The 15,651-nt window shown below is 52.9% G+C and carries 12 protein-coding genes; 6 read left to right on the top strand and 6 right to left on the bottom strand.

What is annotated here, in order from left to right; genetic code table 11:
• Positions 1–4: 4 nt before the first annotated feature.
• From pqiA to rlmKL, 3 genes are read right to left on the bottom strand one after another with little or no spacing between them, the layout of a single operon-like run.
• A complete protein-coding gene (pqiA, locus tag OGV98_RS17660) occupies positions 5–1,258 on the bottom strand; it encodes a membrane integrity-associated transporter subunit PqiA (RefSeq protein WP_003035862.1) in 1,254 nt (417 codons plus the stop codon).
• A gap of 14 nt (positions 1,259–1,272) precedes the next feature.
• Positions 1,273–3,180, bottom strand: a complete 1,908-nt coding sequence (locus OGV98_RS17655) for an ABC transporter ATP-binding protein (RefSeq protein ID WP_003836846.1) — start codon at positions 3,178–3,180, stop codon at positions 1,273–1,275.
• A 12-nt stretch (positions 3,181–3,192) separates the two neighbouring features.
• Entirely contained in the window at positions 3,193–5,301 is a 2,109-nt protein-coding gene (rlmKL, locus tag OGV98_RS17650; RefSeq protein ID WP_003035856.1) for a bifunctional 23S rRNA (guanine(2069)-N(7))-methyltransferase RlmK/23S rRNA (guanine(2445)-N(2))-methyltransferase RlmL, read from the bottom strand.
• 98 nt (positions 5,302–5,399) lie between these two features.
• Here rlmKL and OGV98_RS17645 point away from each other — a divergent pair, with 98 nt between their 5' ends.
• The gene (locus OGV98_RS17645; RefSeq protein WP_032948943.1) at positions 5,400–6,506 is read left to right on the top strand and encodes a YcbX family protein; all 1,107 of its coding nucleotides are present in this window, start codon (positions 5,400–5,402) and stop codon (positions 6,504–6,506) included.
• Here the strand turns inward: OGV98_RS17645 and zapC are convergent.
• Both zapC and pyrD read right to left on the bottom strand, forming a co-directional pair.
• Complete coding sequence (gene zapC / locus OGV98_RS17640) at positions 6,503–7,045, bottom strand: cell division protein ZapC (RefSeq protein ID WP_003035852.1); 543 nt, start codon at positions 7,043–7,045, stop codon at positions 6,503–6,505. The genes OGV98_RS17645 and zapC overlap by 4 nt on opposite strands.
• A 165-nt stretch (positions 7,046–7,210) precedes the next feature.
• Positions 7,211–8,221, bottom strand: a complete 1,011-nt coding sequence (gene pyrD, locus OGV98_RS17635) for a quinone-dependent dihydroorotate dehydrogenase (protein ID WP_003831973.1) — start codon at positions 8,219–8,221, stop codon at positions 7,211–7,213.
• Between the two features lie 242 nt (positions 8,222–8,463).
• Here pyrD and ssuE point away from each other — a divergent pair, with 242 nt between their 5' ends.
• From ssuE to ssuB, 5 genes are read left to right on the top strand one after another with little or no spacing between them, the layout of a single operon-like run.
• On the top strand, positions 8,464–9,039 hold the full coding sequence (ssuE, locus tag OGV98_RS17630; RefSeq protein WP_202580633.1) for an NADPH-dependent FMN reductase: 576 nt from the start codon (positions 8,464–8,466) through the stop codon (positions 9,037–9,039).
• The gene (locus tag OGV98_RS17625; protein WP_202580634.1) at positions 9,032–10,006 is read left to right on the top strand and encodes a sulfonate ABC transporter substrate-binding protein; all 975 of its coding nucleotides are present in this window, start codon (positions 9,032–9,034) and stop codon (positions 10,004–10,006) included. The genes ssuE and OGV98_RS17625 overlap by 8 nt, the downstream gene beginning before the upstream one ends.
• Complete coding sequence (gene ssuD / locus OGV98_RS17620) at positions 10,003–11,148, top strand: FMNH2-dependent alkanesulfonate monooxygenase (protein WP_048219161.1); 1,146 nt, start codon at positions 10,003–10,005, stop codon at positions 11,146–11,148. The genes OGV98_RS17625 and ssuD overlap by 4 nt, the downstream gene beginning before the upstream one ends.
• Before the next feature lie 10 nt (positions 11,149–11,158).
• Positions 11,159–11,950 carry an aliphatic sulfonate ABC transporter permease SsuC gene (gene ssuC / locus OGV98_RS17615; protein ID WP_193339222.1) on the top strand — a complete coding sequence of 264 codons (792 nt, stop codon included), beginning with the start codon at positions 11,159–11,161 and terminating at the stop codon, positions 11,948–11,950.
• A complete protein-coding gene (gene ssuB, locus OGV98_RS17610; RefSeq protein WP_003035840.1) occupies positions 11,947–12,714 on the top strand; it encodes an aliphatic sulfonates ABC transporter ATP-binding protein in 768 nt (255 codons plus the stop codon). The genes ssuC and ssuB overlap by 4 nt, the downstream gene beginning before the upstream one ends.
• A gap of 71 nt (positions 12,715–12,785) precedes the next feature.
• Here ssuB and pepN read toward each other — a convergent pair whose 3' ends face one another.
• Complete coding sequence (gene pepN / locus OGV98_RS17605; RefSeq protein ID WP_202580635.1) at positions 12,786–15,398, bottom strand: aminopeptidase N; 2,613 nt, start codon at positions 15,396–15,398, stop codon at positions 12,786–12,788.
• Positions 15,399–15,651 lie beyond the last annotated feature (253 nt).

Genomic DNA, 15,651 nt, shown 5'->3' with positions numbered 1-15,651 from the left:
GCTGTCAGGACTCCTCATGGCCTGGTTCTGGTTCACGATCCCACGACAGACGCGGATCAAATGTCATCGCAGAAAACATTGTCATAATGACGACTAAAGCAAACATCAAAGCACCCATTGCAGGATAAATGTTCATTAACCCTCCCATGCGCACCAGCGCAGAGAGTACCGCAATCACAAATACGTCGATCATTGACCAGCGACCGACAAATTCCACAACTTCATAAATCAGGTGCATACGTTCACTGTCGCGCTTGCCGTGCCCCTTGGCGTCCCAGCATAGCCAGGCAATGGCGATCATTTTCAACGTCGGCACCATAATACTGGCGATAAAGATAACCGCAGCTACCGGATACGAGCCTTCGCTCCAGATTAAAACCACCCCCTCAAGTATGGTTGACGGCAGCTTTGACCCGAGCAAATCGGTAATCATAATCGGCAGAATATTGGCAGGAAGATAAAGCATGATTGACGTAAACAGTAATGCCAACGTCCATTGCAGACTGTTTTTACGCCGCACATAGCCTTTCGTCTGACAGCGTGGGCACACCCGTTCATCAGCGGGAAGTATTGCAGTGCAGCAAGAGCAGGAACGCAGTCCCTGTCGAATACCAGGCACGCCAGGTTTTAAGGCCTGCTTTATGACAGGCATTGGCGCAATATCATCCCATAGCCAGCGACGGTCAACGCACTGAAATGCACGCAACTGTAAAACGCAAAAGAAGCACCACGGAATAAAGCTGCTGCCCACGCCGATATCGCCGTAGGCCATCAGCTTAACAAAGCTCACCAGCACGCCGGCGAGGAAGATTTCTGCCATTCCCCAGCTTTTTAACTGAAACAAAATGCGCGCCAGCCATGCTTTAAGCCGCTCGGGCATCTGAACCCGGTTTACCAGTAGCAGGATCGTCAGCAGGCAAAAGGCCGGAACCAGCTGAACGAATAAGATAAAGAAGGTGCCGAGACTGGCGTAATCTTCAGAAAAGAGCACGCTGGGAATTTGCAGCAACGTCACTTCACTACTCACCCCTGCGACGTTCATATTCACAAAGGGAAAGAGGTTTGACAGCAGCAGCATAAATAGTGCGGCTAAAACATAGGCAGTGGGACGCTGCCGGGGCGCGTCCCACTCAACGGTTAACGTAGTGCCACATCGTGGACATGCCGCTTTCTGACCATGCTCAAGGCGAGGTAACGCCACCAGCATGTCACACTGCGAGCACAAAATATGCTTCGCGGCATGGTGATGTTCGCACATAGGTGCTCCTTTAATTATGCGCCATTCTTCAAAGACTCAAGATACTCCCAGCGCTCAAAGGCTTGCTCAAGTTCTTGTTCCGCTTCGTTCAAATTAGCTAACACCTGTTGCGTTTGCTCGTGAGGCTGACTGAAAAACGCGGCGTCAGCAACCTGAGCCTGTAAGGCTTCCAGCTTAGCTTCCAGTTCTTCAAGCAACGCGGGGAGCTGCTCCAGTTCGCGCTGCAGTTTATAGCTTAGTTTGCTGGTGCCGCGTTTGACAATTTCTGCTTTAGGAGCGGCTGGCTCCTCTGTTTTTTTCGCAACTGGCTGCTTAAACGCCACATACTGCGATTGCTGACTGCGCGCATCATGATAACCGCCGACATAACGACCAATTTTACCGCCGCCTTCGAAGATCCAGCATTCGGTCACGGTATTATCGACAAACTGACGGTCGTGGCTCACCAGCAGCACGGTGCCCTGGTAGCTATCAATCAACTCTTCGAGCAGTTCCAGCGTTTCGACGTCAAGATCGTTCGTTGGTTCATCGAGAATCAAAAGATTGCTGGGTTTCAGGAACAAACGCGCCAATAACAGGCGATTACGTTCCCCGCCAGAGAGCGCACGTACTGGCGTCATCGCACGTTTCGGATGGAACAGGAAGTCCTGCAAGTAACCCAGCACATGGCGAGGTTTACCGTTAACCATCACCTCTTGCTTACCTTCAGCCAGGTTGTCCATCACGGTTTTATCGGGATCCAGTTCGGCGCGGTGCTGATCGAAATAGGCCACTTCCAGCTTGGTACCGACGTGAATGCGTCCGCTGTCAGCCTGAAGCTGACCTAACATCAACTTCAGCAGCGTTGTTTTGCCGCAGCCGTTAGGTCCGATTAGCGCGATCTTGTCGCTACGCTGCACCTGCGCGGAGAAATCTTTCACCAGCTGCTTTCCGTCAACCTGGTAATCCACATTCTCCATTTCGAAAACAATCTTGCCTGAACGGCTAGCCTCTTCGACCTGCATCTTCGCTGTGCCCATCACTTCGCGACGTTCGCCACGCTCGCGACGCATGGCTTTCAGTGCGCGCACGCGACCTTCGTTACGCGTACGACGCGCTTTGATACCCTGCCGGATCCAGACTTCTTCCTGCGCCAACTTGCGATCAAATTCCGCGTTTTGTAACTCTTCTACGCGCAACGCTTCTTCTTTATCCAGCAGATACTGATCGTAGCTCCCCGGATAGGTCACCAGCTTGCCGCGGTCAAGATCGACAATACGCGTCGCCATATTGCGGATAAATGAACGGTCATGGGAAATGAAAATAATTGTCCCATTGAAGGTTTTCAGGAACCCTTCCAGCCAGTCGATGGTTTCAATATCCAGGTGGTTCGTCGGTTCATCCAACAGCAGCACGCGCGGGTTGCTCACTAACGCGCGGCCCAGCGCCGCCTTACGTAGCCAGCCGCCGGAAAGCGATGCCAGCTCCATGTCTGCTTCCAGGCCAAGCTGTTCCAGTACTTCATTAATACGGTTTTCCAGCTGCCACAGATTGTGGTGATCCAGCTGTTCCTGAACCTTCGCCAGTTCCTGGAGGTTTTTATCACTCGGATCGGCGATCACCAGATGCGAGATATCGTGATAACGCTTGAGGTAAACCGCCTGTTCTGCAATCCCTTCGGCGACAAAATCGTAGACGCTACCCTGCACGTTGCGCGGCGGATCCTGCTGCAGACGCGCCACAACCAGATCCTGCTCATAAATAATACGCCCATCGTCAAGACCCTGTTCACGGTTCAGGATCTTCATCAGCGTCGATTTGCCCGCGCCATTACGGCCAACCAGACAGACCCGCTCGTTATCTTCGATATGCAGTTCAGCATTATCAAGAAGCGGCGCATCGCTAAACGACAGCCATGCACCATGCATACTGATTAATGACATTTAATTTTCCTTTCAGGCTGCGGTAATCAGCCAGCAATTGTGGATCTGACGGTTACGGGCAAAGTCCTGGGAAAGCGTTTTTTGGGTGATTTCTTGTGCTTTCAATCCCAGTTCAGCCAAACCGTCGAGATCCATACGGAACCCACGTTTGTTGTTGGAGAACATGATCGTGCCGTCTTTACGCAGCAAACGTTTCAGATCTTTCATCAGCGCCAGATGATCGCGCTGCACATCAAACGAGTCTTCCATACGTTTTGAGTTAGAGAACGTCGGCGGATCGATGAAAATCAGATCAAACTGTTCATTGGCATCACGCAACCAGCCCAGGCAATCGGCCTGAATTAAACGGTGAGCGCGACCGCTCAGGCCGTTCAGACGCAGGTTGCGTTCCGCCCATTCCAGATAGGTACGCGACATATCAACCGTCGTGGTGCTACGCGCACCGCCCAATCCTGCATGTACGCTGGCGCTGCCGGTGTAGGAGAACAGGTTAAGGAAGTCCTTACCTTTACTCATCTGCCCCAGCATACGGCGCGCAATACGGTGATCGAGGAATAAACCCGTATCAAGGTAGTCAGTCAGGTTCACCCACAGGCGCGCGTTGTACTCGCTTACCTCAATGAATTCACCCTTCTCATTCATCTTCTGATACTGATTCTTGCCTTTCTGGCGTTCACGGGTTTTCAGCACCAGTTTATTGGGCGCGATTTCCAGTACTGACAGCGTTGCGGCAATAATGTCAAACAGGCGTTGGCGCGCTTTTTGCGCATCAACTGTCTTCGGTGGAGCATATTCCTGAACCACGACCCACTCACCGTAACGATCCACAGCAACGTTGTATTCCGGCAGGTCAGCGTCATACAGGCGATAACATTCAATGCCTTCCTGACGCGCCCATTTTTCCAGTTTCTTGATGTTCTTGCGCAGGCGGTTAGCATAATCTTCCGCTACCGTGGCTGGCTTGCTGTCCGCGGTGGTCTCTGCAACGTGATAGTTTTTCTGTACACAATCCAGCGGGCCGTTTTTCGCCTTGAATTGTTTGTCTGCACGTAATTGCAGGCTGCTGAGCAGATCCGGAGAGGCGCTGAACAGCGACAAATTCCAGCCGCCAAACTGGTTTTTCATCGTACGGCCCAGCAGGCTGTGCAGGGCAATCAGCGCCGGTTCGCTATCCAGACGTTCGCCGTAAGGCGGGTTACTGATAACTGTCCCATACGGTCCTTTCGGCAACGGATTGCTCAGTTTGGCGACATCTTTAACGTCAAACGTCATCAGATCGGCGATACCGGCGCGGCGAGCGTTACTGCGCGCTTTTTCAATCACTCGCGCATCGCTGTCGGATCCATAAAAATGCGAGGTATAGTCAGCCAGTCCCTTACGCGCACGCACCTGCGCTTCGGCTTTAACTTCTTGCCAGACGGCTTCGTCGTGCTGCGCCCAACCGCTGAAGCCCCAGTACCCGCGGTGCAGGCCCGGCGCACGATCGGTTGCCCACATCGCCGCTTCAATCAGCAGTGTGCCGGAACCACACATCGGATCGAGTAACGGGGTTCCCGGTTGCCAGCCAGAACGCATAACAATAGCGGCGGCCAGCGTTTCTTTAATCGGTGCCTGACCCGCGCGATCGCGATAGCCACGCTGGTGCAAACCATCACCGCTCAGATCGAGCGCAATGCTGGCGGTATCTTTATTCAACCAGACGTTGATGCGCAGATCCGGAGATTCACGATCCACATTCGGACGCGGCATATTTTTACGGGTAAATGCATCGACAATCGCATCCTTGACCTTTAGCGCGCCGTACTGGCTGTTACGAATGGTTTCGTTCAGGCCGCTAAAATGAACGGCAAACGTAGCACCAGGGTTAAATATCTCTGTCCAGTCGATTGCCTGAACGCCGAGGTACAGATCAAGATCGCTGTAGACCTTGCACTCTCCCATCGGCAGGATAATGCGCGAGGCCAGGCGACTCCACATCAGGCTCTGGTAAACAAGCCGCGTGTCGCCCTTAAAATGGACCCCACCCTGAACGACCTGACACTCCAGCGCGCCGAGGTTTTCCAGTTCAGTTTTTAACAGCTCTTCCAGCCCGCGGGCCGTACTGGCAAACAGAGAATTCATAATGTCACTTTTACTCCGAGAAAATTGCTGCGCATTATAGCTAATATGGGCTGTATGTCATAAAGTTGAAGGCTTATTTTCATTCGAGGGGCTGTACAGTGGTCACGTTAACCCGACTTTTTATTCATCCGGTTAAATCAATGCGCGGCATTGGGCTTACGCATGCCCTGGCAGATATTAGCGGTCTCGCCTTTGATCGCATATTTATGATCACTGAACCTGATGGAACGTTCATAACCGCCCGCCAGTTCCCACAAATGGTCCGTTTTACGCCGTCCCCATTCCACGATGGGCTGCATCTTACGGCTCCAGACGGCAGCAGTGCGCTCGTACGATTTGCCGACTTCGCCACCCAGGATGCGCCAACTGAAGTATGGGGAAATCATTTTACCGCGCGCATTGCGCCAGTGGCTATTAACCAGTGGCTTAGCAGTTTTTTCTCCCGTGACGTGCAGCTACGCTGGGTCGGTCCGCAGCTGACGCGCCGTGTAAAACGACATGTTGATGTTCCTTTATCCTTCGCTGATGGTTATCCCTATCTGCTGGCCAACGAAGCATCCCTGCGCGATGTGCAACAGCGCTGTCCGGCAAGCGTCAAAATGGAACAGTTCCGCCCCAATCTGGTGGTTTCGGGAGCTGGCGCCTGGGAAGAAGATACCTGGAAAGTGATTCGTATTGGCGACGTCATTTTTGATGTTGCAAAACCCTGTAGCCGCTGTATTTTCACTACCGTTAGCCCGGAAAAAGGCCAGAAACATCCATCCGGCGAACCTCTCGCAACACTGCAAACCTTCCGTACTGCGGTAGATAACGGCGATGTCGATTTCGGCCAGAATCTTATCGCACGCAACAGTGGCGTTATTCGCGTCGGCGATGAGGTAGAGATTTTGGCAACCGGCCCCGCCAGAGCGTACGGCGCAGCGGAATCTGATGATACCGTCGCCGAGCAGCAGCCTGATGCCACGGTGCTTATTGACTGGCAGGGACAGACCTTTCGCGGAAATAATCAGCAGGTATTGCTTGAGCAGCTGGAAAACCAGGGTATCCGGGTTCCCTATTCATGCCGGGCAGGCATTTGCGGATGCTGTCGAATTCGACTGGTAGATGGCGAAGTTAGCCCGTTGAAGAAATCAGCGATAGGGGACGACGGAACGATTCTGTGCTGCAGCTGTGTTCCAAAAACGGCAATCAGGCTGGAGAGCTAAACCGCCTGCTCAAGGCTGAAACTGTCAACTACTGCTTGCGGTTTCAGTCTGTCATTCATTATTTTAATCGCATCGCCAAGCTGCATCGTGCGCCCGGCGATAACCACACCAGGTTGCGCAAGCAGACAAAGCGCGGCGTTTTCACCCGGCTCAACCACTAACAGGTTTACCTGTTCATCGGTATCGCTTAAATCAACACAGGCAGCGTCACCCACGACCGGCGACCAGTTAATACCGTGCGCAACAAAGTGCCAGCTTTTCGGCATTTGCGGTTTGAGATAACGAATCGCCACCAGCGCATTGAGCACCAGTTCCGCTTTTTGTTCTTTGGCTAAATCCAGGTAGCGACATTTTTCTTCAAAGGAAAAATAAAGCGCGGCGTCATCAACACAAAAACCTGACGGAGAAAATGCATCAGGAGTGAGCATTTTACGAGCAAAACGCGAACGGAATAACATGCCATTGGCTAAATCGAGCATCATACGATCGTGCTCTTCATCATAATACCAGCGCCAGTTATCGTCGGGTTTAATTCGCATCAGTTTCTCTCCTTTCCTTAATCATCACCGTTACGACAGTATCCTTTTGCCGCTTCGTTTATTGCCCTAATAATAAAAGCTCAGAATGTTTAAATAAGCAACAGTAAAGGAATATAAAACAACCAGGGCTAGAAATAAAGCCCTGGTTTGTGATTAAGGTAGCATTCAGATATTGCTGACGATTTCTTTTATCAACGGCGGACCTTTAAAAATAAAGCCCGAATAAATCTGTACGAGGGTTGCACCAGCAGCTATTTTCTCACGTGCAGCAATCACCGAGTCGATACCACCAACACCAATAATCGGCAGCTGGCCTTTTAATTCCTGAGACAACTGGCGAATAATTTCTGTACTTTTTAATTGTAATGGTCGACCGCTCAGGCCACCCATTTGATCGCAATTTTTCATTCCTTGAACGAGAGAACGATCGAGCGTGGTGTTAGTCGCAATTACGCCATCAATATTATGACGAACTAAACTGTCAGCAACCTGGATCAGTTCTTCCACAGAAAGATCCGGCGCGATCTTTACCGCCACTGGAACATATTTATGGTGGATCGCTTGCAGATCATTTTGCTTATTTTTAATTGCCGTCAGGAGATCGTCTAGCGCCTCGCCGTATTGCAGCGTACGTAATCCCGGCGTATTCGGTGAAGAGATATTAATCGCGATATAACCCGCATAAGCATAGACTTTTTCCATACAAATCAGATAGTCATCTTTGCCGTTCTCTACTGGGGTATCTTTATTCTTACCAATATTAATCCCCAGAATACCGTCAAAATGCGATTTTTTAACGTTCTCAACCAGGTTATCAACCCCGTGGTTATTAAACCCCATACGGTTGATCAAACCTTCTGCATCGACCAGACGGAACAGACGCGGTTTATCGTTACCCGGCTGAGGGCGTGGCGTCACGGTACCAATCTCAATGGAACCAAATCCCATCGCGCCGAGCGCATCAATGCACTCCCCGTCTTTATCCAGTCCGGCAGCAAGCCCGAGCGGATTCTTAAACGTTAACCCCATACAGGTAACCGGTTTTGCCGGTACTTTCTGGCGCACAAGCGCTTCAAGCGGTGTGCCGGTAATGCGACGTAATTGCTGGAATGTCAATTCATGAGCGCGCTCTGGATCGAGCTGAAAAAGGGCTTTACGAACGAAGGGGTAGTACATGAACTCTCCTGGATTCCCGGTGTGCAAACCGGGGGCGTATTATGTGCGATCGCGAGCAAAAAGGGAATTGACCTGCGGCAATAAATAGCAATCGTTTTCCTGCTTCTGCCGTTTTATTCACTTTTCAACTTTTCTATGCCGTATAAATCATTTCGATAAACAAAATCTCTCTGCCAGACTGCATAAATTGTTATCAATGTTAAGCAAAAGCAAACAATTAGTTATAAGGGGAGATTAAAATTATGCGCGTCATTACTCTGGCGGGAAGCCCACGCTTCCCCTCTCGCTCCAGCGCGTTACTGGAATATGCTCGAGAAAAACTAAACGGTCATGATGTCGAAGTCTTTCACTGGAACCTGCATAACTTTGCCCCAGAAGACCTAATCTATGCCCGTTTTGACAGTCCGGCGCTGAAGACATTTAGCAAACAATTGCAGGATGCAGACGGGCTGATTGTCGCCACGCCGGTCTATAAAGCCGCTTACTCTGGCGCCCTGAAAACCCTGCTCGATCTGCTCCCCGAGCGAGCGCTGGAAGGAAAAGTAGTTTTGCCGTTGGCTACCGGCGGCAGCGTGGCGCATTTGCTTGCCGTCGATTACGCGCTGAAACCGGTACTGAGCGCATTAAAGGCCCAGGAGATCCTGCACGGTGTGTTTGCCGATGATTCGCAGGTAATTGATTATCAACATAAACCTCAGTTTACGCCTAACCTTCAGCAGCGTCTGGACAGTGCGCTCGATACCTTCTGGCTGGCGTTACATCGTCGCGATGTCCAACTTCCTCAACTGAACACCCTGCGAGGTGCCGCCCATGCTTAATCTTCTCAAGCGTCACACGTCATGGCTGGCACTGAGTGGGTTGTTGTCGCTATCAACTCTGGGGCATGCCGCAGAATCGGCCCCCGATGCCTTGCGTATTGGTTACCAGAAAGGAAGCGTCAGTATGGTACTGGCCAAAAGCCATCAGCTACTCGAGAAACGCTATCCGCAGACTAAAATCTCGTGGATTGAATTCCCGGCTGGGCCGCAAATGCTGGAAGCGCTCAACATCGGCAGTATCGATCTCGGCAGCACCGGTGATATTCCGCCAATTTTCGCCCAGGCTGCCGGAGCCGATCTGGTTTACGTGGGCGTCGAGCCGCCCAAGCCGAAAGCCGAAGTGATTCTGGTGCCGAAAAATAGCCCGATCCAGAGCGTCGCGCAGCTTAAAGGACATAAAGTCGCTTTCCAGAAAGGTTCCAGCGCCCACAATTTACTACTCCGGGCGCTGCAACAGGCTGGACTGAAATTCACCGATATTCAACCGACCTATCTGACTCCCGCCGACGCGCGAGCAGCCTTTCAGCAAGGAAACGTTGATGCATGGGCTATCTGGGACCCCTATTATTCCGCCGCGTTACTGCAAGGTGATGTACGCGTGCTAAAAGACGGCTCAGACCTCAAGCAAACCGGTTCGTTTTATCTCGCCGCCCGTCCCTATGCCGAGAAAAATGGCGCATTTGTTCTTGGCGTACTGGATACCTTTAGCCAGGCCGATGCGCTAACCCTCAGCCAGCGCCAGCACAGTATCACCCTGCTGGCCAAAACCATGGGACTGCCAGAACCGGTGATTGCGTCTTATCTGGATCACCGTCCGCCAACCACCATTGTGCCAGTCAACGCCTCTGTTGCAGCCCTGCAACAACAAACCGCCGATCTGTTTTATGACAACCGTCTGGTGCCGAAAAAAATCGATATTCACCAGCGTATCTGGCAACCCACTCAGCAGGCAGGAGAAAAATTATGAGTCTGAACATGTTTTGGTTTTTACCCACCCATGGTGACGGTCATTATCTTGGAACGGAAGAGGGTTCGCGCCCTGTCGATCACGGTTATCTGCAACAAATCGCGCAAACGGCCGATCGTCTTGGGTTTACCGGCGTTCTGATCCCAACTGGTCGCTCTTGCGAAGATGCCTGGCTGGTCGCCGCCTCGATGATCCCGGTCACCCAGCGATTAAAGTTTCTGGTCGCGCTGCGTCCAAGCGTTACCTCGCCAACGGTTGCCGCACGTCAGGCTGCAACGCTCGACAGACTCTCAAATGGCCGGGCGTTATTTAACCTGGTGACCGGCAGCGATCCACAGGAGCTGGCAGGCGACGGCGTGTTCCTCGATCACACCGAGCGCTATGAAGCCTCTGCGGAATTTACTCAGGTCTGGCGGCGCTTGCTGCAAGGTGAAACGGTGGATTTCAACGGCAAACATATTCACGTTCGCGGCGCGAAGCTGTTTTTCCCTCCCGTACAACAACCCCGACCACCGCTTTATTTCGGCGGCTCGTCTGATGTCGCACAAGATCTTGCTGCAGAACAGGTTGATCTCTACCTGACCTGGGGCGAGCCGCCCGAACAGGTGAAAGCGAAGATTGAACAGGTGCGGGCCAAAGCAGCGGCGCTCGGGCGCAAGATCCGCTTCGGTATTCGTCTGCATGTGATCGTACGAGAGACAACGCACGAGGCATGGCAGGCAGCGGATCGTCTGATAGCCCATCTGGATGACGACACCATCGCCAAAGCCCAGGCCGCCTTCTCAAAAACGGATTCGGTTGGTCAGCAGCGAATGGCTGCACTGCACAACGGTAAACGCGACAAACTGGAAATTAGCCCGAACCTGTGGGCAGGGGTAGGACTGGTACGCGGTGGCGCAGGGACCGCACTGGTTGGAGACGGTCCTACGGTCGCAGCACGTATTAACGAGTATGCCGCGCTGGGCATCGACAGCTTTGTGCTGTCCGGCTATCCGCATCTGGAAGAAGCGTACAAGGTTGGTGAGCTGCTGTTCCCGCATCTGGATGTCGCGATACCAGAAATTCCGCAACCGCAGCGCCTGCAACAGCAAGGAGAAGCGGTTGCAAACGAATTCATCCCGCGCAAAGTCGCACAAAGCTAAGGAGCGGCTAATGGCAACGACGAAAAACAGATGGTTATTGCGCCTCGCGCCCTGGTTTTTACCGGTAGGTCTGGTGGCGCTCTGGCAGCTCGCATCATCAATGGGCTGGCTGTCCAACCGCATACTACCCTCTCCGGAGGGTGTTATCGAAGCCTTCTGGACGCTTTCCGCCAGCGGCGAGCTTTGGCAGCATCTGGCCATCAGTTCCTGGCGCGCGCTGATCGGATTCTCCATCGGTGGATCGATTGGCCTGACGCTGGGACTGATCAGCGGTCTTTCGCGTTGGGGAGAACGCCTGCTGGATACCTCGGTGCAGATGCTGCGTAACGTACCGCATCTGGCGCTGATCCCGCTGGTGATTTTGTGGTTCGGCATTGATGAATCCGCCAAGATCTTTCTCGTTGCGTTGGGCACGCTGTTCCCGATTTACATCAACACCTGGCATGGGATCCGTAATATCGATCGTGGGCTGGTAGAAATGGCGCGTAGCTATGGGTTGTCCGGCTTTTCACTGTTTGTTCATGTCATCCTCCCTGGCGCCCTGCCCTCAATTATGGTCGGCGTGCGTTTCGCTCTCGGGCTGATGTGGCTGACGCTTATCGTCGCAGAAACCATTTCATCCAATGCCGGTATTGGCTACCTGGCGATGAACGCCCGCGAATTTCTGCAAACCGATGTGGTCGTGGTGGCCATTATTCTCTACGCCTTACTCGGCAAACTTGCCGACGTCAGCGCCCAATTGCTGGAGCGAGTCTGGCTGCGCTGGCACCCGGCTTACCATATAAAGGAGGCTACCGTATGAATACCGCTCGCTTGAACCAAGGTACGCCGCTGTTGCTGAGCGCCGTGACAAAACAATACGCCGCCAATACAGTGCTCAATCAGTTAGATTTGCATATACAGGCCGGGCAATTCGTTGCCGTGGTTGGCCGCAGCGGTGGTGGTAAAAGCACGTTGCTGCGTCTGCTGGCAGGGTTGGAGTCGCCCACCTCAGGCGCATTACTTGCCGGAACCACCCCACTGGCGGAAATTCAGGATGATACGCGTATGATGTTTCAAGATGCGCGTCTGCTGCCATGGAAGACGGTTATCGATAACGTCGGTCTGGGTCTGAAAGGTCACTGGCACAATGCGGCCCGAGATGCGCTGGCCGCCGTTGGACTGGAGAATCGTGCTCAGGAGTGGCCCGCAGCGCTTTCTGGCGGACAAAAACAGCGCGTGGCCCTGGCCCGGGCATTAATTCATCGTCCTGGTCTGCTGCTGCTGGATGAACCCCTCGGCGCACTGGATGCCTTAACCCGCCTTGAAATGCAGGAGCTGATCGTCTCTTTATGGCAAGAGCACGGCTTTACCGTACTGTTGGTCACCCATGACGTCAGCGAAGCGGTAGCAATGGCCGATCGCGTTTTGCTGATTGAGGACGGAAAAATCGGGCTGGATTTAACGGTGGATATTGCACGACCTCGCCGGATTGGTTCCGTGCGTTTGACAGAACTGGAAGCAGAGGTGTTGAACCGGGTGATGCAGCGTGGCGACAATGAAGTTCAGCTACGCAAGCAAGGTTAAAAATGCCGGATGGCGCTACCGCTTATCCGGCCTACGCGTGAATGGTAGGCCGGACCCATCCGGCAATATTATCAGGCTAACGCTTTAGAGATCTTTTCGAACAGATCGCCTGACAGATTCTCCAGACCTTTCAGCTGTTCCAGCGCCGCACGCATCTTCGCCTGACGTTTGGCATCATAACGTTTTAAACGAATCAACGGCTCAATCAGACGTGACGCCACCTGCGGGTTGCGGCTGTTCAGTTCAGTCAGCATGTCAACCAGGAACTGATAGCCGCTGCCATCTTCCGCATGGAAAGCTGCCGGGTTGCTGCCCGCGAAGGCACCGATCAGCGAACGGAGGCGGTTTGGGTTACTCATGCTAAAAGAGCGATGCTTCAACAGGCCGCGTACCGTTTCCAGCACGTTTCTAGCCGGGCTGGTGGATTGCAGGATAAACCATTTATCCATCACCAGACCGTCATGGTGCCACTTATTGTCATACTCCTGCATCAACGCGTCACGACAAGGAAGCTGCGCCGCGACTGCCGCGGATAGCGCCGCCAGCGCATCGGTCATATTGTTCGCTTCATGGTACTGCTTGCTTACCAGCGTGTCAGCCAGATGGGTTTCGCCAAAGGCCAGGAAACGCAGGCAGGCGTTACGCAGCGTACGCTTGCCAATATCGGCATGCTCAACGCGGTACTCATCAAGATGATTAGCGTTATAGATGGCGAGGAATTCATCCGCCAGCTCGGCCGCCAGCGTGCGGGTTAACGCTTCGCGTACTTCGGTTATCGCCACCGGATCAATGATGTCGAACAGTTCGGCAATTTCATTTACTGAAGGCAGCGTCAGGATCTCTGCCGCCAGCGCCGGATCGATTTTCTCATCCAGCAAAACTGCGCGGAATGCATCGGCCACGTGTACCGGCAGCGACAGCGGTTGTCCCTGCTGATGGCGAGCAACGTTGAGCTTAATGTAGGTCGCCAGCAGGCTTTGCGCCGCGTCCCAACGAGAGAAATCATTACGCGCGTGACGCATCAGGAAGGTCAGTTGCTGATCGCTCCATTTATATTCCAGTTTTACCGGCGCGGAGAATTCGCACAGCAATGCCGGAACCGGCTGGAAGTAGACGTTATCAAAGACAAACGTCTGCTCTGCCTGGGTGACGTTGAGTACGGAATTCACCGGGTGCCCGCCTTTTTGTAGCGGGATCACTTTCCCTTCGTTGTCATACAACTCGAGAGCGAAAGGAATATGCAGCGGTTGTTTTTCAGCCTGATCCGGCGTGGCCGGCGTGCGCTGGCTAATGGTCAGCGTGTACTGTTCAGTTGATGGGTTATAGTCATCACGCACGGTCAGAATCGGCGTACCGGACTGACTGTACCAGCGGCGGAAATGGGAGAGATCAACGTTAGACGCATCTTCCATCGCCTGCACAAAATCATCACAGGTTGCAGCGCTACCGTCGTGACGCTCAAAGTACAGCTGCATCCCTTTCTGGAAGTTAGCCTCACCCAGCAGGGTGTGGATCATACGAATCACTTCCGCCCCCTTCTCGTACACGGTCAGGGTATAGAAGTTGTTCATTTCGATGACCATATCCGGGCGGATAGGATGCGCCATCGGGCTGGCGTCCTCAGCAAACTGCAGGCCGCGCATGGTACGCACATTGCTGATGCGGTTTACCGCACGTGAGCCGAGATCGGAACTGAACTCCTGATCGCGGAACACAGTTAAACCCTCTTTCAGGCTCAGCTGGAACCAGTCGCGACAGGTCACGCGGTTGCCGGTCCAGTTATGGAAATATTCGTGACCGATGACGCGCTCAATATCGAGGTAATCTTTGTCGGTGGCGGTATCGGTACGCGCCAGCACGTATTTGGAGTTAAAGATGTTCAGACCTTTATTCTCCATCGCGCCCATGTTGAAGAAATCCACAGCGACAATCATATAGATGTCGAGGTCATACTCGAGGCCAAAGCGCTCTTCATCCCATTTCATGGAGTTTTTCAGCGAGGTCATCGCCCATGGCGCGCGGTCCAGGTTACCGCGATCGACGTACAGTTCCAGTGCCACTTCACGCCCTGAACGGGTAGTAAAAGTATCGCGCAGGACGTCAAAATCACCGGCCACCAGCGCAAATAAATAGCACGGTTTCGGGAATGGATCCTGCCACTGAACCCAGTGGCGACCATTTTCCAGTTCACCCTGCGCCACGCGGTTACCGTTGGAGAGCAGGAACGGATATTGCGTTTTATCGGCGATTATTTTGGTAGTAAAACGCGCCAGCACGTCCGGGCGATCAAGATACCAGGTAATATGGCGGAAACCTTCTGCTTCGCACTGGGTACACAGCGCATCGCCTGACTTGTACAGCCCTTCCAGCGCGGTATTCGCCGCTGGGCTAATTTCATTCACGATACGCAGCGTAAAACGTTCCGGCAGTTGATTGATGACCAGAGCGCCCTCTTCTTCTTTATACTCTGTCCACAGCTCGTCGTTTACGTGGATAGACACCAGGGTCAGATCTTCGCCATTCAGGCGCAGGGGCGCGTCGGACGCGCCATGACGGACAGCCTGGCTCACTGCGGTGACCACGGTTTTTTCAGCATCCAGGTCAAAGGTCAAATCAATATCAGTAATCTGGTAATCCGGCGCACGATAGTCGTGACGGTATTTGGCTTGTGGCTGTTGTGTCATAAAAAAACCTTTAGCATCTTTAATAGAGTCTCGGCTTCAGTCTATTCCTGTTGCGTAAATCGCGCTACGCAGAATGTTCATCTTTTCAGGCACAAACACCCTTTTTGCTACATTTTTATAACACGTGGCACGAATTGCCCTCGACCAGAAAGAGAGCTTATGGTGTGATCGGGGTTCAATAAATCGCTAAACAGGGTATACTCCAGCGGTTTTCTTAGTTGTTTATTGTACTAAACGCTCCCGTGAGAGGATG

The organism is Citrobacter sp. Cf136 (genome assembly GCF_030333815.1).
Classification (GTDB): Bacteria; Pseudomonadota; Gammaproteobacteria; order Enterobacterales; family Enterobacteriaceae; genus Citrobacter; species Citrobacter freundii.
The sequence above is the reverse complement of the archived record's forward strand: the minus strand, read 5'-3'. Positions and strand labels throughout refer to the sequence as shown.